Source organism: Erythrobacter sp. F6033 (assembly GCF_023016005.1).
In the GTDB taxonomy this organism is placed as follows: domain Bacteria; phylum Pseudomonadota; class Alphaproteobacteria; order Sphingomonadales; family Sphingomonadaceae; genus Erythrobacter.
This window is the reverse complement of sequence record NZ_JALKAZ010000001.1, coordinates 2,175,026-2,194,094: the sequence shown is the minus strand read 5'-3', so window position 1 is coordinate 2,194,094 and position 19,069 is coordinate 2,175,026. Positions and strand designations below refer to the sequence as shown.

Below are 19,069 nucleotides of genomic sequence, written 5' to 3'. Positions count from 1 at the left end.
AGGTACTCTCCCCTGAGACTTAGATTGGCCTGAACGTGGGTGTTAGAAACGTGTATTGCAACGGTAAATCAGTCCCCGTTGCTCACAGTGTATCGCTGTTTTGCGTTAGCGATCACGTCTTCGCGCCAGAAATAGACCGGCTTCAATTTGTGATCGACGAACAGCTGCATCTGGTCGGTGTGATGCGGACTTTCAGGCCGCGTGATTGCGGCGCCGAATGGCTGGATTGAGCGCGAGAACACAGGCTCGCCATCGGTCCATTCAACCCACTGGATGAAGCTGTCACCATGAACGAGGCTGAGACGCCCGTCATCGTGCACTTCCCACGTGGTGGATGCGCGCAGAGTATCGGACCCGCCATCAAGCGGCAGATCGACATCGCCCTGGCGCAGGCGGAGAAGGTCGCCCATCGGCGGATCAATCCGGCCAAAATGCTCCATCAGATGTTCGACTGCTGTGGTCAGATGCTCTTTCACATCGGGCGCTTCGCCTTTATTCTGATATTCGGCGGACATAAAGTCGCGGATCATCAGCAGCGCGAGCGCATCGGCTGGGCCTTCATTGTCAGCGGTGAAGTCCCATTCGAGGAGCAGATCGCGGGCGCGCTCCAATTCAAACTGGCCTGTGTCTTTCATGCGAGGCGGAAATTCCATCGCTTCAAGCCCGTCGAACATGTCTGCGACATAGCCTTCGCGTTCGTAAGCCATGTCGTATTTAATCCGCTCAAGATTTTCGCGGTCAAGCAGGCTTGATTCTGACAACAGCTTGTAAGCGCGGCGCGAGCGGTTCGTTTGTTTCAGCTCTACGCCGAGAATGGGCGAGATGCTTTCGGGATCAATGTCATCGCCTGCTCCGGCGGCGGTGTAGGGCTCATTGTTGGCGTTATAGAGCCAGCCGGAGGATGGATTGATAACCTTCGGCAACTCCTCGTAATTGACCGCGCCTTCCCAGATCAGGTCACTGCGATTGCCATCGAGAACGCTGCGCCAGTTGGCCTTCACATCTTCGGGACGATCAGGGATCGCCGCGTTGTAGATATAGGCAATGTTGCCCGCTTCATCTGCGTAGATGAAGTTGGTCGACGGGATCGCCATGCGGGCCATCTGCGTCTGCCATTCTTCGAAATTGGTCGCTTTGTTGATGCGATAATAGGCGTCGAGCTGATCGACACTGTCCATCCCGCCATAGCGGACCGCGAAAAAGCCGTTATCGTTTTCGATCACCGGCCCGTGTACGCTGCGGTGAATCTTGCGAGGGATCGGCAGCACCAACGGACCCATGCGCACGGGCAGGAACACCGTCTTCGTTTCGAGATCGCGCCACTCGCCATCGAGCCTATATTGATCGCCCGCTTCATTCATCTCCAGCTTGTAAATATCGGCCATGTCGGGGCGGTTCACCGTGTTGGTCCAGCCTAGGTGCCGGTTATGGCCCAGAAACGGGAAGGGCGATCCGGGGAAGTTCGCTCCAGTGAAGTGCCAGCCTTCTTCGCTTTCAACGGTCAGCTCATACCATGCCACGCCGCCGCGTAGCGGCTGGTGCGAGTTTGAAATGAGCGTGGTCGGTCCGCCCGATTTTTCCGGCGATACGGCCCAAGCGTTGGAACCGAGCATGCCCGCATCATCACCCCAAGGCAGCGGGTGGACGCCCTTCATTGCCATATCTTCTGTACCCGCTTCCTTGGCCGGCGCAGAGCCATCGCGAGGGAAGCCGGGAATGTCCGGGCCGAATTCCCTGCGCAGATCATCACCCGCAACCAGTGGTCCGACAACGTTGGCGAGGCCATAAAAGAACGGCTGGCGCAGGACGAAGCCTGCCGCCACATCTTCTCCGTTTACCGGGAAGAGATTGGTGAGTTTGACCTCGTCAGGATGCTCGTCTGCATATTGGTTGAGACCCGCAGCAAACGCTTCAAACAATGCGCGGCTGTCTTCTGGAAGTTTAGGATATTCCCGCTCCGCCGTGCCACGTGCATCGAGCAGGTGATAGACATAATCGAAGGTCGCGCCTTCTTCGCCTGCAATCGCGCCGTAACGCCCGCGGCTCATCGCAACCACGTCTTGCAATGTGAAGAAGTCATCCTCCGCCTGAGCCATTGCGACACCGAAAGCGACATCGGCATCGGTCTTTCCGTAGATTTTGGGAACGCCGAATTCATCACGGATGATCTCGGCTGAATAGGTGCGTTCTGGCGGAGCCTTGCCGCTTCCCGCTGCAATCGGTTCCCATGTCATCAATACGATCGCGACGATCAAAACCAATACGGCAACAGCAAAGCCGGTCCGTGCAAACCAAGTACGCATAAACTCTCCTCTGGTGATCAGGCTAGCGCGCAAATGCACATCGGTGAAGGGCTGGGGATTAGAAACTCATCAGCCCTTCCGTTTTTCGGAGTCGGCTCGCTACGCAGATCATGTGAAAGCGCAGATCACCATTGGCCATGAAGCCACCGGCAACCCGGTGCAGTTCGATATCGAGGAATTGCTGGCGACCCGTCTGCTTGTTCAGGGCAATTCGGGCAGCGGTAAATCGCATTTGCTGCGTCGCTTGCTCGAAGAGAGCTCGCAAATGGTCCAGCAGGTGGTGATTGACCCGGAGGGAGATTTTACCTCGCTCGCCGATGAGTTCGGTCATATCGTGATTGATGCTGCAGCTTATTCGCCAGCGGAGATCGAGGCGCTGGCGCGCCGCATTCGCGAACACCGCGCCAGCGTGGTTCTTGCGCTGGAAGGGCTTGAGGTTGAGCAGCAAATACGCTGTGCGGCGCAGTTTATTGCCGCTTTGTTCGATGCGCCGCGCGAACACTGGTTTCCCGCACTGGTCGTTGTTGACGAGGCGCAGATGTTTGCGCCCTCCGTCGCGGGTGAGATGGCAGAGGATACGCGCCGGATGACGCTTGGCGCTATGACGAACCTGATGTGCCGCGGGCGCAAGCGCGGCTTGGCAGGGATCGTCGCGACCCAGCGCCTTGCGAAGCTGGCCAAGAACGTCGCGGCAGAAGCATCAAACTTTCTGATGGGCCGGACATTCCTGGACATTGATATGGTCCGCGCTGCCGATCTGCTTGGTATGGACCGGCGGCAGGCGGAACGTATCCGTGAGCTGGAGCGCGGGTATTTTCTGGCTCTAGGTCCGGCGATCAGCCGCCGCCCGGTTGCAGTGAAAATCGGATCGGTCAGATCAGGCAAAAAAGACGATGTGGGCGGATTGATGCCAATGCCGTCAGAAGCGCCGGCTGCCATGGAAGCTTTGCTGACCGAGGATTTGGCTGCCGAGGCTGCGCAAGCAAATCCGACACCCCCACCGCCGCCAGTCCCGCCGGTAGACGCGGTTGCACAAAGCATTGCGCAATCCGAAGAAGCCATTGCAGACGGTTCGGACGCCATGCCGCAATCCGACATTCAAGACCGCATTGCTGCGATCATAAAGGAACTGGCTGCTTCCGCTGATGCGGCGTTCCAATCCTCCAGCTCGCAATATCAATCCTTCCTCGCGCGGTGCAGGCGGGATCGGATCATCGGCCCGATGCCCGACATGCAAGCGTTCCGCCGTGATTTTGCGATTGCAGGCGCAAGGCTTGATGAACTGGATGAAGGTGTCCGTGCGCGGATCCTGCAATTGGCTGGTCAGGTTGAAGAGGACTTGCTGGCCCCCTGGCTGGTGATTGCCAGCGCGGCCCACGCCGGTGAAACGCAGGTTGATGAGGATGCTCTGGCGCGCGCTTATGGCACCAGCTCGCCCGGACGGATCAGGCGGCTGCTCGATCATCTTGAAAAGCAAGGCGTCGTTGTCGTGCGTGAGGATTTCGGCGGTGCCCGCACGATAATGGTGCCCGGACTGGAAGACGTTTCGGCGGAGTAGTTCGCTCTAAGTTGGACGGCCAGAATTGCCAAGGTTTCCCGCTAAAATGGCACCAAATTTGGGCTACCCCCTCGCAACAATCGGGCTTACCCCTATATGTGACTAACACACCTGCAATTGATGGAATGCGGGCACACAGATAGAGGGAAACAATCTGATGAATCTCGAAAAGTTCACAGATCGCGCCAAAGGCTTCCTGCAAAGCGCGCAAACTGTCGCGATCCGGATGAACCACCAGCGCATTACGCCGCTGCACTTGCTTAAAGCGCTGCTTGAAGATGATGAAGGCATGGCCGCCGGATTGATCCAGCGCGCTGGCGGCGAAGCGGCATTGGCGGTTAGCGCCGTTGATGCGGGTTTGGCGAAGGTGCCCGCCGTTACCGGTGGAGGGGCGCAGCAGACACCGGGCCTCGACAATGATGCAGTCCGCGCGCTCGATCAGGCAGAGCAGATCGCCGAGAAAGCCGGTGACTCTTATGTGACGGTTGAGATGCTGCTCGTCGCTTTGGCGCTCGCGCCCGGCGCGACTGGCGAGGCGATGAAGGCGGCAAGCGTTACGCCGCAGAGCCTCAATTCCGCGATCGATCAATTGCGAGGCGGCAAAAAGGCAGACAGCGCCAATGCGGAAGCCAATTATGACGCGATGGAGAAATTCGCGCGTGATCTGACGCAGGCGGCACGGGACGGTAAGCTTGATCCGGTGATCGGCCGCGACGAGGAAATCCGCCGCGCGATCCAGATCCTCGCCCGCCGGACCAAGAACAACCCTGCGATGATCGGCGAACCGGGTACGGGTAAAACCGCGATTGCAGAAGGGCTGGCGCTGCGAATTGCCAATGGCGATGTGCCGGACAGTCTCAAAGGCCGCACATTGATGAGCCTCGACATGGGTTCGCTCATTGCAGGCGCGAAATATCGCGGCGAGTTTGAAGAACGGTTGAAGAGCGTGCTTGATGAAGTGAAGGGCGCGGACGGTCAGATCATCCTGTTCATTGATGAGATGCACACTCTGATCGGGGCGGGCGCATCGGAAGGCTCAATGGATGCATCCAACCTGCTGAAACCGGCTCTATCGCGTGGTGAGCTGCACTGTATCGGTGCAACAACGCTCGATGAGTACCAGAAATATGTCGAGAAAGACCCAGCGCTTCAGCGGCGGTTCCAACCCGTCTATATCGAAGAGCCGAGTGTAGAGGATACGATCAGTATTCTGCGCGGCATCAAAGACAAATATGAGCTGCACCACGGCGTGCGCATCACCGATGGTTCGATTGTCGCGGCGGCGAAGCTGTCTGATCGTTACATTCAAAATCGCTTCCTGCCAGACAAAGCCATCGATCTGATGGACGAGGCTGCTTCGCGCATCCGGATGGAGGTTGAATCCAAGCCGGAGGAAATCGACGAACTCGATCGCCGGATCATCCAGCTAAAGATCGAAGAATCCGCGCTTGAAAAAGAAGACGACGCCGGATCGCGCGACCGTTTGAAAGCTCTACGCGAAGAGCTTGCCAATCTTGAGCAGGAATCATCCGAGCTTACGACCCGCTGGCAGAATGAGCGCGACAAGATCGAAGCTGAAGGCAAAATCAAGGAAGATCTGGATCACGCGCGCCTCGAACTGGAGCAGGCGCAGCGTGAAGGCGATCTCGCGAAAGCGGGCGAGCTGTCTTACGGCACGATCCCCGATCTCGAAAAGCGGCTGGAAGCGGCTGAGGAGCTTTCCGATGACGCGCTGCTGCGCGAAGAAGTGACCGAGGAAGACATCGCCAGTGTTGTCGCCCGCTGGACCGGCATCCCGATGGAACGGATGATGGAAGGCGAGCGCGAGAAGCTGCTCGATATGGAGAACATCCTGGGCAAGCGTGTGATCGGCCAAAGCGATGCAATCACCGCCGTGTCCAAAGCTGTCCGCCGTGCGCGGGCCGGTTTGCAAGATCCCGGGCGCCCGCTTGGCAGTTTCCTGTTCCTTGGCCCGACCGGCGTCGGCAAAACCGAATTGACCAAAGCGCTCGCTGGATTCCTGTTTGACGACGACAGCGCGATGGTGCGGATCGACATGAGCGAGTTTATGGAGAAGCATTCCGTTGCCCGTCTCATCGGCGCGCCTCCGGGCTATGTCGGCTATGATGAGGGCGGGGTGCTGACAGAAAGCGTGCGCCGGCGTCCATATCAAGTGGTGCTGTTCGACGAGGTCGAAAAAGCACACACCGATGTGTTCAACGTATTGCTGCAGGTGCTCGATGATGGCCGTTTGACAGATGGGCAAGGGCGCGTGGTCGATTTCTCGAACACGCTGATCATTCTGACATCAAACCTCGGCAGTCAGTTCCTCTCCAATCTTGGTGATGATCAAAAGGTCGCCGATGTCGAGGATCAGGTGATGGATGTGGTGCGCGGACATTTCCGCCCAGAATTCCTGAACCGTCTGGACGAGATTATTCTGTTCCACCGCCTGGCGATGGAACACATGGCCCCGATCGTCGCAATTCAGGTCAAGCGGGTGCAAAAACTGCTTAGTGATCGCAAGATCACGCTCAACCTGACCGATGCTGCGCTCAGATGGCTTGGCCGGGTCGGATACGATCCGGTTTATGGCGCAAGACCGCTTAAGCGAGCTGTTCAGCGCTATCTGCAGGACCCGCTGGCTGAGATGCTGCTCGAAGGCAGTGTTCCAGACGGCACGACTCTGAACGTTGATGAGGGCGATGGAGAGCTGATGATGACGCCAGTCGAGTGAGTCGCGGCTCAGCAACTTGCTTTCGCGAATTTGGCATAAATGCATAGAGGGTGGATTGTTTCGTGCGGCCCGCCCTCTTTTGTATTTATCGCAAAGTCATAATCACAAAAAATTACGAGAGCGAATTCTGTCTGTGGGATTAACGCAACACAGGGTTTAAAAGTTGTGAACGCGCGGCACCCGCTTTGACATCAAACAGTCACTATTGCACACCTCCACCACCGCAGGGGCTTTGTTGCGGCGCGAGCAGGGGATTCGCACGTCACGTTTGGGTAAGATGTGATTCGCGAAATGTGTTTGGTCCGCAAAGCAAAGTTCCAGTTGTCGCAACTGGAGTTATCATGAAAAAGTTTCACAGCAATTCCGTGAAGGCATTGGCGTTTTCGGCTTCGGCCCTCGCTTTTGTCGTCGCAGGTCCGGCTTACGCGCAGGACGAAGGCCAGGATCAGGCCGAAGATGAAGAAGAGCAAGTCGACGTAACGTCTGACGAACCAGAAGCGCAGGACCAGGGCCGTATCACGGTTACCGGTTCGCGTATTGTTCGCGATACATACAGCTCGATTTCGCCGCTTCAGGTTCTTACCACCGAGCAATCGCAAGAAGCCGGTCTTTTCGATCCTTCGCAAATCCTTCAGCGTTCCGAGAGCGCCTCTGGTCAGCAGATTGATGCGACCTTCCAGGGTTTCGTTCTCGACAACGGTCCGGGTTCGGTAACGCTGAACCTTCGTGGTCTCGGTGCTGACCGTACCCTCTTGATGATCAATGGTCGCCGTCTCGCACCTGCTGGTGTTGAAGGTGCTCCAACTGTTCCATCGTTGAACCTGCTTCCAGGGTCTTTGATCGACCGTTACGACCTGCTGCTTGACGGTGCGTCTTCGGTTTACGGTTCGGATGCTGTTGCCGGTGTTGGTAACGTGATCCTCCGTAAAGACTTCGACGGCCTCGAGCTGTTCGGTCGCGGCGAAATCAACCCTCAGGGCTCCGGCGAAGACTACTCCGTCAGCGCCGCTTGGGGCTTCAACACTGACCGTGCCTTCTTCGGCATCGGTGCAGAATACGATCACCGTGACGCGATCCGTCTGAGCGATCGTGACTTCTTCCAGGGTTGTAATACTCAGCTGGAAATCACGCAGGACGGTGAAATCCGTCGTCTTGGTATCGATAACCAGGCAAACGCTCTTGCTGACTCGGGTGGTACGATCACCACCTCGACCAGTGAATGTGCGCAAAACGGCTTTAACGGCCGGATCATTATCCCGTTCACTAGCGTTGGCTCGGTGTACTTCACCGAAGGCCCCAGCAACAGCGGTATTCCAAACTTCAACGAATCGTTCTTCGGTGGTTCGCCAATCGATGGCGACGGTGATGGAATTCAAGACGTTGACTTCCTCAACGAGCAGAACCTGAACGGCATCAACCCCGAGCAGATCTTCCTCAGTGAGCAGAACCTGTACAACATCATGGCTTATGGTGAGTACACGTTCCCGGGTGAGGCGAACATTACGCCTTACTTCGAAGCGCTCTACTCACGTGCTGAAATCTCGGCGGATAATGAATTCTTCGCTCAGATCTTCCCGTTTGTTCCGGATGATAACGCATTCAACCCATGTAACACTGCTGTTACCGGCGTTGATTGCCGTGCGGATACGGGAGCTGCGCTGCCAGGCTCAGCCCGTAGTGCGCTTGGTCCGATCGCGGTTCGCCCAGTCTTTGCGATCCAAGGTGACCGTAACAACACCGATGTTGTTCAAGAACAATATCGCGGCGTTCTCGGTGTTCGCGGCGATCTGCCGTTCATTGGCTCAAGCTGGACCTTCGATGTAGCGGGCGTTTACTCGCGTGCCGAAGGTACTTCGAATGTTCGCGGTATCCGTGAAGACAAGCTCGCTTTTGCACTCGGCATCGATCCTACCCAGGATTTCGATGGCGACGGCATCTTCGACAACAACGGCGATGGCATTGCTGATGACTACATTTCGGGTCAGGCATTCGGTACCGGTCTGATCGCTGGCATCGTAGGTGATCCAGCGTCGATCACACCATGCGACGCTTCGGCACTGGCAAACCCGGATGCGGCTCTTTCCGATCTGACTCAGGGCTGTGTTCCGGTAAACCTGTTCGCGCCAAGCGTTCTTGCGGTTGGCCTTGGTGATTTCGAAACGGCAGCAGAGCGCGATTACGTGTTCGGCGACCGTTCGTTCCTCACTACGTATGAGCAAGTCACGTTGAACGCGTTTGCGACCGGTGACCTGTTTGAACTTCCTGCTGGACCAGTCGGTGCAGTGGTCGGTGTTGAATATCGTTTCGACCGGATCAACTCGCAAGCCAACTCGGTTGCTTCTAACGGCCTCTTCTTCGGTTTCTTCGCCGATAGCGGTGCTGTTGGTTCGAAGCGTATCTTTGAAGCATTCGGTGAAGTCGACATTCCATTGATGGCTGGTAAGCCGCTGGTGGAAGAGCTCAACGTGAACCTCTCGGGTCGTGTGACCAACGAGCAGTTCTACGGTACGAACTTCACCTACGCGATCAAAGGTGGTTGGCGTCCGGTTTCGGAACTGCTTGTGAAGTTTAGCTACGGTACTTCGTTCCGTGCGCCGAACCTTCGTGAGAACTTCCTCGGTTCGCAAACCGGCTTTAACACCCTGTTTGACCCGTGCGCGGTTCCGGATGATGCCTTTGATGATACGACTGGTACGTATGATGCGACACAGGATGATCGTGAAGACTTCATCCTTGCAAACTGCGTCCGCGAAGGCCGTGATCCAACTTCGGCTGGTCTGCAAGACGATCCAGCTGGCGGCGGCTCGCTTCCTCCGGTGCAGAACGCCAGTGTTGAAATCGCTCGTGGTGGTAGCCTCGACATTCAGCCTGAGACTTCGCGTTCGATCACTGCGGGTATGGCGTATGAAGATACCTGGGGTAGCGATTTCGACGTGAGCTTCGGTGTCAACTATTTCGACATCAAACTCGAAGATTCGATCATCTCGCCAAACGGTCAGTTCATTCTGAACGACTGCTATGGCCGCGACGATGGAACCGTCAGCCCGTTCTGTGATCGTATTTCGGTCTCTACAACTGGCACGCAGCTGGTCTCGGACGTATTTGCCGGGTTCATCAACCTGAACGAAGAAAACGTTCGCGGTCTCGATTTCAACGCCACTTTCGGCAAGGAAGTCATGATCGGCGGGACAAGCGTTGACCTAGGTGTTAACGTCCGCGCTAACCACCTGATCGAGCGCAGCACGCTCTTCATCAACGATGATGGTTCGCCAACATTTGATGATGATGCCGGTGAATTCAGCCTTCCACGTTGGACCGGTACGGCCACGTTCACAGCTGACATCGACGATCTGCGTTTCACTTGGCAGACCCGTTACACCGGCGCTGTTGAGCAAGATGTTGATGGTATCGATGCATTCTCGGATGCATTCGGCTTCGGTCCTGACGGCACAGCAACCGGCTTCGTCGGCAACACCTGCCTCGGCGGTGGTTCGCGTGATGCCGCTGGCAACCCTGATGGCATCGTTGTAGGTGACGGTGTATTCTGTCGTGACGTAGGTTTCGCTGACGAAATCTTCTACCACACAGCATCGCTGCGCTACCGTGCTGATAACTTCACCGTTATCCTCGGCGTCGACAACATCTTCGACACATCACCACCACAGGTTGATGGCGGCGAAGTGCTTGCGATTGCCAACACCGCGATTGGTAACGGCTACGATTACGACGGACGCGAGTTCTTCGGTTCGATCCGTTTCGAATTCTAAGGCATAGCCTGCGAATTTAACGAAAAAGAGCGGCCCCTCGCACTTGCCGAGGGGCCGCTTTTTTGTTTTACTGCATATGTTCGAGGCGCTGGACGGGAGGCCAGGCGACTCATGAAGAACATCCATTCTTTTCAAACTGGAAGAGTTCAAACCATGAAGCTTTTAAAAGCACCCTTGATGGCCGCAATGGTCGGCGTATCGGCGTTAGGTCTCAGCGTCTCCGCCCCCAGCGAGACACAAGCGCAAGCCAGCGTGCCGATCGACGTCTGGGCGTTGCGCGATGTTGTAAACGCCGTGCAAGTCTCGCCCGATGGGAAGCACGTGTTGGTGCACATCAACCCAAGCCGCGACGGCGAGTATCTTCTGCAGGTCTTTAAAACCGATGATCTGACGAAACCATTCCGCACGATCAACGCGGACCCGATGGAAATCATCGGCGCACGTTGGGTCAGCAACGAGTTCATCTTCGGCACTGCGTGGCAGGTTCGCCGCGACCAAGTGAAGCGTCCTGAGCAGGACATTCGCGATTACCTCGCGTTTTCGTACAATCCGATCTCTAACAAGATCAATAAGGTTGAGGGCGATTTCAGCATCGTCAACACACTGCCAACCGATCCTGACAAGGTCTTGATCGGAACAGGCAACGCGATTCCGGATACGAGCGGCGTTGATCCGTTCGCAGCGTTTCGCCCACGTGCATATTACAAGTTCGATCTGAAAAAGGGCAGCAAATCCCTTGTTCTGAAAGGCAATAGCAAGTTTCCTCAGGTCCAGCTCTGGGATAATGAGGGCAATCCTCGTTATACCTCGGTCCTCGATCGCGGCGACGGAATGCTGAAGGAATATTACCGCAAGCCGGGTGACGGTTCTTGGACGAAGTTCCAGGAAACCGACATGAACGAGCAGGGTAACCTGTACCGGATCCTTGGCGGTTTCCACGGTCTTGCCGGTCTGGATCCGAACGACCCAAACAAAGGCTATTTCATCGACAACCGCGATGGCGAAGACAAAGCGGCGCTTTACCACTTTGACTTCAACAACGGCACTGTCGGTGAGAAGATCTTCCAGGCTGAAGACGCCGACGTTACCCGTATTCAAACGCACTCGATCCCGGGCAACGACAAGCTCGTCGCGGCGCGTTACTCCGGTGCAAAGGGCGAACGCCATTGGTTCGACGAAGACGAGAAGGCACTTCACGAAGCGCTTGAGAAGCAAATTCCGTATGCCCATGATATCGGCATTTCCAGCCGTTCTCTCGATGGCCGGACGATGGTTGTCCAGAACCGCGGTCCAAAAGATCCGGGTTCATTCTGGCTGGTCAAAGACGGCAAGCTGGCAAAACTTGGCAGCCGTAATCCGCTGATCAACCCGGAACAGCTCTCGGAAGTTAAGTACATCCGTTACAAAGCACGCGATGGCTTGGAAATTCCTGGCTATATCACAGTACCAAAGGGCAAAGGTCCGTTCCCTCTAGTGGTTCAGCACAATGGCGGACCGCACGTAAACGGTCGGGTCAGCTATGACGAATGGGGCCAAATGCTTGCGAATGCGGGCTACATGGTATTCCATCCTGAAAACCGCATTTCGACAGGTTGGGGTCAAAAGCACTTTGACGCCGGCTATGGCGAACACGGTGGCCGGATGCAGGACGATAAAGATGATGGCGTTTTGCACCTCATCGAGCAGGGTCTGGTCGATCCTGACCGTGTTGCGTTCTTTGGCTGGTCGTATGGCGGTCAGGCCGCGCTTTACACGCTTTCACGCGATCCGCAGCTGTATCAATGTGCCATTGCGGGTGCAGCGGTTGCCGATGCCGAAAAGCAGTATATGGGCCGCCGCGATACATCGCTTAAAGCGCTTGACGCGTGGTCTAAACGTCGCGGGATGATCGGTGTCAATCCGATCAACGAGGTGTCAAAGGTCAACATTCCGTTGCTGATGATGCATCCTGAACAGGATCGCCGCGTGATGTATTACCACTTCAAAGACTATAAGAAGGCATTTGAAGCTGCAGGCAAGGATGGTCAGTTTGTGACCATCGAAGGTGCGGATCACTTCTACAACACGCACATGTACACTCACCAGCAGCAGATCATGACCAAGATCCTTGATTTCCTTGCGAACGATTGCGGCCCAGGCGGGCTCTGATCACTCGATAAAGAAGTTGCTTAGAAAAATGGCCCGCTCTGCGCATAGCAGGGCGGGCCTTTTCCATTGATTGGGGTTCAGCGCCTTATTCGACGCGTTTCCCCCGAACTCCAAGCTGGCCGTTAATCCGCACAAAAAATGTGCCCATCGACGCTTGCTTGAAGACCGCTTTATCGCCGGACTTGATTTGTTGGAGCCGGCGCGGGACGTTCTTCATCTCCCAAACTGCGCCCTCAGCCGTGGTGAACCGGATTTTCTTCCCGGAGAGATAGCGAGCGCTCGTGATTGTGGTCTCGAACAATTCGTCCTCTTCATCGTCACCGCCGCCGAAAATGCCAATATCCGGGAGCGCGAAGCCAAACAGGCTGCGGCGAGTTTTCTTGGCATCTTCCTTGTTTATGACCGTAAGCTCGCCTGTCTCGGTCGCCGTGACAATTTGGCCTACCGCATTGTCGAAACACGCGAGACGCTCTGCATTGTCAGCAATCTTCTGACACACTTTCAGGCCATCCAGATTTGCACCGTCAGAAGCGGTATCCTCTGATTGTGCGGCAGCGCTCGATGCGAACATCGCTGCTGCTAGACTTAGACCTATTCTCAGCCCTCTGGCTTGACCAACCGACGAATTTTGCATCCCGTAATCTCCAAAAGAACTTGTGATTTCCTGGCCACAACTACCTCAAAAACCCTCGTTCCGTTAGTTCCAAGTGGCGACAAAGACCAAGAGAATTGAGCCGTGGCAACATGTGTAGCGTGAATGTCACACGTTGTAATCAACCTTCGTTAAGCACGCTTGTTGCGATTGCGAAAAAGGGTTCGCGTGTCTTAAGGCCGCCCAATCCGGGTAATTGCCCGTGATTTTAGCCAAATGCGAACCAATCAAGGTCGCAAACTCCTAAGGGGACTAAAATGAACCGTTTTAGCAAAGGCAGTCTGCTTGCGGGTACAATCATGGCTGGTGCCATGGTTGCAACGCCAGCATATGCTCAGGACCAAGAAGAGCCGGTATCCGTCGGCACTGATGGTTCGGCCGAAGCTGCTGATGACAACTTTATCGTTGTTACCGGCTCACGCATTCAGCGTCGTAACGTTGAAACTGCTGCTCCAGTAGCAGTCGTTGATTCCGAAGAATTCCAACTTTCTGGTACGGTCAACGTTGAAAACGTAATCAACACCCTGCCGCAAGTTGTTCCAGGTACGACATCGTTCTCGAACAACCCAGGTAACGGTACTGCATCGCTGAACCTTCGTGGTCTTGGCGCGACACGTACCATGCTGCTGGTCAATGGCCGCCGCTGGATGTTCTATGATACCAACCAAATCACCGACTTGAACACCATCCCGCAGTTCCTTCTGGAATCGGTTGATGTTGTTACCGGTGGTGCTTCGGCCGTCTACGGTTCGGACGCTCTTGCAGGTGTTGTGAACTTCCGTCTTCGTGAAGTTGAAGGCGTTGAAATCGGTGGTCAGTACTCGCTCACAGAGCGCGGTGATGGCCGTCGTTACCAGATCCATGGTGCGATCGGTTCGAGCTTCGATGAAGGTCGTGGTAACGTCACCGTATTCGGTGAGTACTTCAACCGTGACGAAATCTTCCAGGGCGACCGTGACTTCTCGTTCTTCGCTCTTGGTGGTTCGCCACTGCGTCAGCTTGGTTCGTCGCTTCCACCAGAAACACGTCTTCGCTATGATGGCGACGGCGATGTAACTGGCACTTCGTTCGAGCCTAACAGCAACCTCGCGATCTTTGGTACTCCGGGCTCGCTCCGCGACTACCAAACTCCTCGTGACCTTTATAACTACGCTCCAGTTAACTACCTGCAGCTCCCGCAAGAGCGGTATCTGCTTGGCGGTAACGCGAGCTACGAGGTTTCGGATGCACTCGAATTCTACACGGAAGTTGCATACACCAACAACCGCGTTGATGCAGAACTGGCTCCAACACCAATTCTCGTAAACACCTTCCTCGACATCGACTCGCTTGTTGCAAACGGCTTCATCGATGCTGCGACAGAAGCACAATTCCGTCAGCTTGATGCTTCGGAAACTGGTGCGGACGCAAACAACGGCCTGATCGACGTACAGATCCGTCGTCGTCTTGAAGAAGCCGGCGGCCGTCGTAACCTCGACGAACGGAACGCTTTCCGTATCGTAACTGGTGCGCGCGGCGACATCACCGATTACCTGCAGTACGATGCGTACTACATGTACTCGCGTACTCGTAACGCCAACATTCAGCAGGGTAACGCATCTGTTTCGCGCTTCACTGCTGCGGTGAATGGTACTGGTGACGAGCAGATCAACATCTTCGGTGCTGGTACGCTTACACCTGACATGGTCGACGTATTCCGCATCCAAGCGCAAAACGGCGATATCTCTACTCTTGAAGTCGCTTCTGGCGTTATCTCGGGTACTTTCGGTGACTTTGCTCTTGGTGCTGCAGAACCAGTCGCTTTCGCGGTAGGTACTGAGTACCGTTCGGTTAGCTCGCGCTTCATCCCTGACGAGTTCCTCGCTTCGGGTGACGTAGCTGGCTTTAACGCTGGTGAGCCAACTGAAGGTGCGTATAACGTAACCGAGTTCTTCGGTGAGCTTAACATTCCGTTCGAAACCGAAAGCGGTATCCGCTTCGAACTGAACGGTGCGGCACGTTATTCCGATTACTCGCTCGGCACAGTCGGCGGTGTTTGGACTTATGCCGGTGGTGCGCAGTTCCAGCCGATCCCGGACATCACGCTCCGTGGTCAGTATCAGCGCGCTGTTCGTGCTCCGAACGTAGGTGAATTGTTCCAGGGTACAGCCATCGGCTTCCCAGGCGCAAACGATCCATGTGCGGGTGACGGCGGTGCTGGTAACGCTCCAACTCCTACCGGTGCTCTTCTCGCGCTGTGTCAGGCTAACGGCGTTCCAGCTGGTAACATCGGTAACAACGCAGTTGTCCAGCCAGACGGCCAGATCGCTGCTCTGTTCGGTGGTAACCCGAACCTCGGTGAAGAAACTTCGGACAGCTATACCTTTGGTATCGTGCTTCAGCCGTCGTTTATCCCTGGTCTGACGATCACAGCCGACTACTTCGACATCGTCGTTGAAGACGCGATCACCACGATCAGCCTCGAGCAAGCTCTGGACCTCTGCTACAACCAAGCACAGGATCTGAGCGACCCACGTTGCGCTACCTTCGTTGGTACACGTGACGCGCAGGGTGCATTCAGCCGTGACAACCCACCAGTACTCGGTGGCGCGAACATCGCTGAATTCAGCACTTCGGGTATCGACCTTCAGGTGAACTACGGCACTTCGGTACCGTTCTCGATCACTGGTGACGGCGACTCACGTTTCGACGTGTTGTTCCTGGGTACTTGGACGGAATCGAACGATACCCGTCCAGACGTATCGGATCCTACGATTGTTGATCAGTGTGCTGGTCGCTTCGGACTTACCTGTGATGATCCACAGGCATCGTTCAAGTGGACTTCGCGTTTCAGCTGGTCTGATGGTCCTATGACCCTCTCGACACGCTGGCGTCACCTGTCGGCAGTGAACGACGATACTGATGCAGACGACAACTTCGTTGAGCGTATCGATGCATACGACCTCATCGATCTTACGCTGTCGTTTGATGCGTCGGAGAACCTGACCGTCTCGGCTGGTGTCAACAACCTGTTTGATACTCTGCCATCGTCGCCAATCTTCGATGCAGCTGGTAACGTCATTAACGACACGAACACGCTGCTTCTTGGTGACTTTAACAACGCTGAGCAGTCGAACACATACCCGAGCACATACGATGTTCTGGGTCGTGACTTCTTCGTTTCGGCACAGTTCCGCTTCTAATCAGATTAGTGTCCCCGGCTTCGGTCGGGGACACAATCGAACAAAAGGGCGCCAGACTTTCGGTCTGGCGCCCTTTTTGTATTCTGTCCGTACGTGGACGTGCGTCGGAGCGGCGTTTATTCGAACCGGACAAAGTCCGCGAATTCGCGGCCGCTCTTTTCTGTAAGATGGCGTGTTTCCATCAATGCCAGACCCCGCGATGCAAAGTGGTCGACAATGGTCTGGCGATCATCGGCAGTCGCGCAGGCGCCCGTAAGCGATTTGATCCTGCCCAGCTCATTCTTTGCGTGGCCTTCGATCGTCCCGACAGTCTCGATAATGGAACCTACACCAGAGCTGCGCCCCATCAGGCACGTGCGGCGGATCGCCTCGGGAATTTCCCAAGCGGGTGATTGCTGACCGAACTTTTCGGCGCCCTTTTGCGCGATTTTCCCAGCAAATTCCGCAGCCTTGTCGATTGCGGATGGACCTTTTTTGAGCGCGGTCTTTACCTTGCGAGCGACCGCTTTCTCTTTGAGCGGCCATAGAAGCTCGTCACGGCGCGCGCGATTATGCGCCAGGATCGGGCCATCGCCGCGATGCATAATCAAACCGACTTTGCCGCCAGGCTTGAGTATCCGGGCAATCTCCGCCGTTACTTGACCGGTATCACCATATTCAAACCCAAATTGGCTCACCACAGCATCAAATGTGCCCTCTTCGAAGGGCAGTTTCTCCATCGGGATACCGCTGAGAGTTTCTGTTCCTAAGGGAGGTTTGGGCAGTGTCGGTGAAAGATCAACGCCTGTCAGAATGAGATCAGGACGTTTGGCGATCATCCAGCCAAGGACCCTCCCATCACCGGTCGCGAGATCGAGGACCTTTGCTCCCTCAGGCAGATGTTCGGCAAAGTCATGCCATACCCCGGATTGCGCCTGCTCGATGGCTGCCCATCTTTGTGGCAGGCAGCCTCCACCTTCACCGCTGGTGTTTCCGCGTGCGTTGAGCGCCCAGAAATCGCCCCAAGCATCCTGCGATTGAGTGTTGCTCATTTCGGGTATGACTTTCTTTGGCTGACAACATCGAAGGCCACCGTCATTCGCTCCGATGCCGCGAATGGGGTGGTGCCGTGATACAAAGTGCTAGGGAACAGCGCGAGATGCCCCGATTTTGGCTGGATAGCCTTCACGGGCTCCAAATCCAGCCCCAGATCAGGAGGAGGGCGCCCGATTTCAAGCCAACCGTTACGCGAGCTCTCGTCAGCGCAGTCATCGGGCGTGATCAGATACAGCGCCGAGGATACAATCCCCTTAGGGTGTATATGGGAGGTGTGAAAATCGCCCCCGCCAGTGAGCCTGACGGACCATGACCCATCAAACCGCCAATCTGCATTCCGGTGCCGAAGCAGCGGATGTTTTTCATCCCGCTTTGGCAATTGGCTGCGATAGGTCTCAACTGTCTCGGCAATCGCGTCTCGAAGCTCCCGGATGAGCTGCTCAGTTCGATAGAAGAGTATACCGCGTGTCTGGGTGCCTCCGCGAAGGCTCTGGCCAAGTGGCATCGCCGAATTCGCGTGCAATTCCCGAAGGAAGGAGACGCATCTCTCCACCAGGTCCTCTGCGCCTTCGAGCGGTAAGAACTGGACCAGACCCTGCCGCTCATGCAACCATTCAGCGCGGGGATCGCCAGAGAGGCGCCAGACGATGCCGAGTAAAGCCCAGCTTGCGATATCCCAGCCATCGCCGCTTAGCGCCTTTGTCAGCGAGCGTTCGGCAGCATCAAGATCATGCTTGCGAAGGCGATGGCGGGCTTCATTGAGATGCCGGATCGGTCTGTCATCTCGCAGGTCGGCAAAAATCGCGTCAGCCCGGTCCCAGTCGCCAGCTGTCCCGCTATGGACTGCCTCTGAGAGCGCGAAGTGTTCGACATCTGGAAAGGCTATGCGCGCGTTGGCGGCAACCTCTGCCGCTTCTTGTGCCCGGTCCAGGCCGGACAGCACATCGCAATGCGCAGCTGGAATATTGGGGTCTTGCGGATGTTTCGCGGCGGCATCGGCGTAATGGGAAGCAAAGTTCTCCTCGCCTGCCGCAAGCTTCATTTGCGCAAGGAAAGACTGCCCCGGCAGGTAAGATGGCGCTTGTTCAGCAATCTGGCGGGCAACCGTCATCGCGCCTTGTGCATCCCCCGAGACATCCAGCGCGTTCGCTTTGCCAAGCCATACATCGGCATCACCAGCATTGACTGACAAGGCCTGATCAAATCTGGCAAGTGCTTCTGCTTCGCCGCGTTCAAGTGCGACACGCGCGCGTCCATGAAGCGCCCGCGGATGCTGTGGTTCTATCGAGAGCGCGACATCATACCACTCTGCGGCCTCATCCATCTGGCCGAGCTCTTTGTGCGATAATGCCCGAATACTGGCATATCGTACCGCTTTGCGCCCGGCGTCCTCACGCGCCGCAAGTCGCTTGATCACGTCCTCATGCTGCCCCAGTTGCTGGAGAGTAATTGCAAGATCGAGAGTATAATCAAGATGGCTCGGCACGCGCGTGGCAGCGGTTTCGAAGTGCTTGCTCGCCGCCTTTGGATCGCCCGCTTTCAGAGCCAGATTGCCAGCCATATGGGCAAGCGTGACATCGCGTGGATTGGCGCGCAGTGCCGTTTTCGCAATTGCGCGTGCACCCGCCAAATCGTTTGATCGCAGTGCCGCTTGAATGCGCATCTGCGCGTCCTGCACAGACATGGC

General features: G+C 56.0%; 9 protein-coding genes. 5 read left to right on the top strand and 4 right to left on the bottom strand.

Annotated elements, in window-relative coordinates:
- Positions 1 to 68 precede the first annotated feature (68 nt).
- The gene (locus MWU39_RS10510) at positions 69 to 2,303 is read right to left on the bottom strand and encodes an acylase (protein WP_247159941.1); all 2,235 of its coding nucleotides are present in this window, start codon (positions 2,301 to 2,303) and stop codon (positions 69 to 71) included.
- A gap of 112 nt (positions 2,304 to 2,415) precedes the next feature.
- Here MWU39_RS10510 and MWU39_RS10505 point away from each other — a divergent pair, with 112 nt between their 5' ends.
- From MWU39_RS10505 to MWU39_RS10490, 4 genes are all read left to right on the top strand, one after another.
- A complete protein-coding gene (locus MWU39_RS10505; RefSeq protein WP_247159940.1) occupies positions 2,416 to 3,861 on the top strand; it encodes an ATP-binding protein in 1,446 nt (481 codons plus the stop codon).
- A gap of 157 nt (positions 3,862 to 4,018) precedes the next feature.
- Positions 4,019 to 6,598 carry an ATP-dependent chaperone ClpB gene (clpB, locus tag MWU39_RS10500; protein WP_247159939.1) on the top strand — a complete coding sequence of 860 codons (2,580 nt, stop codon included), beginning with the start codon at positions 4,019 to 4,021 and terminating at the stop codon, positions 6,596 to 6,598.
- 341 nt (positions 6,599 to 6,939) lie between these two features.
- Complete coding sequence (locus MWU39_RS10495) at positions 6,940 to 10,365, top strand: TonB-dependent receptor (protein ID WP_247159938.1); 3,426 nt, start codon at positions 6,940 to 6,942, stop codon at positions 10,363 to 10,365.
- Positions 10,366 to 10,518: 153 nt separating this feature from the next.
- A complete protein-coding gene (locus tag MWU39_RS10490) occupies positions 10,519 to 12,513 on the top strand; it encodes a prolyl oligopeptidase family serine peptidase (protein ID WP_247159937.1) in 1,995 nt (664 codons plus the stop codon).
- An 85-nt stretch (positions 12,514 to 12,598) separates the two neighbouring features.
- Here MWU39_RS10490 and MWU39_RS10485 read toward each other — a convergent pair whose 3' ends face one another.
- Positions 12,599 to 13,084: a type VI secretion protein gene (locus tag MWU39_RS10485; protein WP_247159936.1), complete on the bottom strand. Its 486-nt coding sequence runs from the start codon at positions 13,082 to 13,084 to the stop codon at positions 12,599 to 12,601.
- A gap of 338 nt (positions 13,085 to 13,422) precedes the next feature.
- On the opposite strand from MWU39_RS10485, the gene MWU39_RS10480 reads away from it, so the two are divergent.
- Positions 13,423 to 16,347 carry a TonB-dependent receptor gene (locus tag MWU39_RS10480; protein WP_247159935.1) on the top strand — a complete coding sequence of 975 codons (2,925 nt, stop codon included), beginning with the start codon at positions 13,423 to 13,425 and terminating at the stop codon, positions 16,345 to 16,347.
- A gap of 116 nt (positions 16,348 to 16,463) precedes the next feature.
- On the opposite strand, the gene MWU39_RS10475 is transcribed toward MWU39_RS10480, so the two are convergent.
- Both MWU39_RS10475 and MWU39_RS10470 read right to left on the bottom strand, forming a co-directional pair.
- Complete coding sequence (locus tag MWU39_RS10475; protein WP_247159934.1) at positions 16,464 to 17,378, bottom strand: class I SAM-dependent methyltransferase; 915 nt, start codon at positions 17,376 to 17,378, stop codon at positions 16,464 to 16,466.
- A complete protein-coding gene (locus tag MWU39_RS10470) occupies positions 17,375 to 19,066 on the bottom strand; it encodes a tetratricopeptide repeat protein (protein ID WP_247159933.1) in 1,692 nt (563 codons plus the stop codon). The genes MWU39_RS10475 and MWU39_RS10470 overlap by 4 nt, the downstream gene beginning before the upstream one ends.
- Positions 19,067 to 19,069 lie beyond the last annotated feature (3 nt).

Bases quoted from the DNA above. Each gene is read 5' to 3' on its own strand.
- MWU39_RS10510 (WP_247159941.1), bottom strand. From the start codon at position 2,303: ATGCGTACTTGGTTTGCACGGACCGGCTTTGCTGTTGCCGTATTGGTT.
- clpB (WP_247159939.1), top strand. From the start codon at position 4,019: ATGAATCTCGAAAAGTTCACAGATCGCGCCAAAGGCTTCCTGCAAAGC.
- MWU39_RS10495 (WP_247159938.1), top strand. From the start codon at position 6,940: ATGAAAAAGTTTCACAGCAATTCCGTGAAGGCATTGGCGTTTTCGGCT.
- MWU39_RS10490 (WP_247159937.1), top strand. From the start codon at position 10,519: ATGAAGCTTTTAAAAGCACCCTTGATGGCCGCAATGGTCGGCGTATCG.
- MWU39_RS10485 (WP_247159936.1), bottom strand. From the start codon at position 13,084: ATGTTCGCATCGAGCGCTGCCGCACAATCAGAGGATACCGCTTCTGAC.
- MWU39_RS10480 (WP_247159935.1), top strand. From the start codon at position 13,423: ATGAACCGTTTTAGCAAAGGCAGTCTGCTTGCGGGTACAATCATGGCT.
- MWU39_RS10475 (WP_247159934.1), bottom strand. From the start codon at position 17,378: ATGAGCAACACTCAATCGCAGGATGCTTGGGGCGATTTCTGGGCGCTC.
- MWU39_RS10470 (WP_247159933.1), bottom strand. From the start codon at position 19,066: ATGTCTGTGCAGGACGCGCAGATGCGCATTCAAGCGGCACTGCGATCA.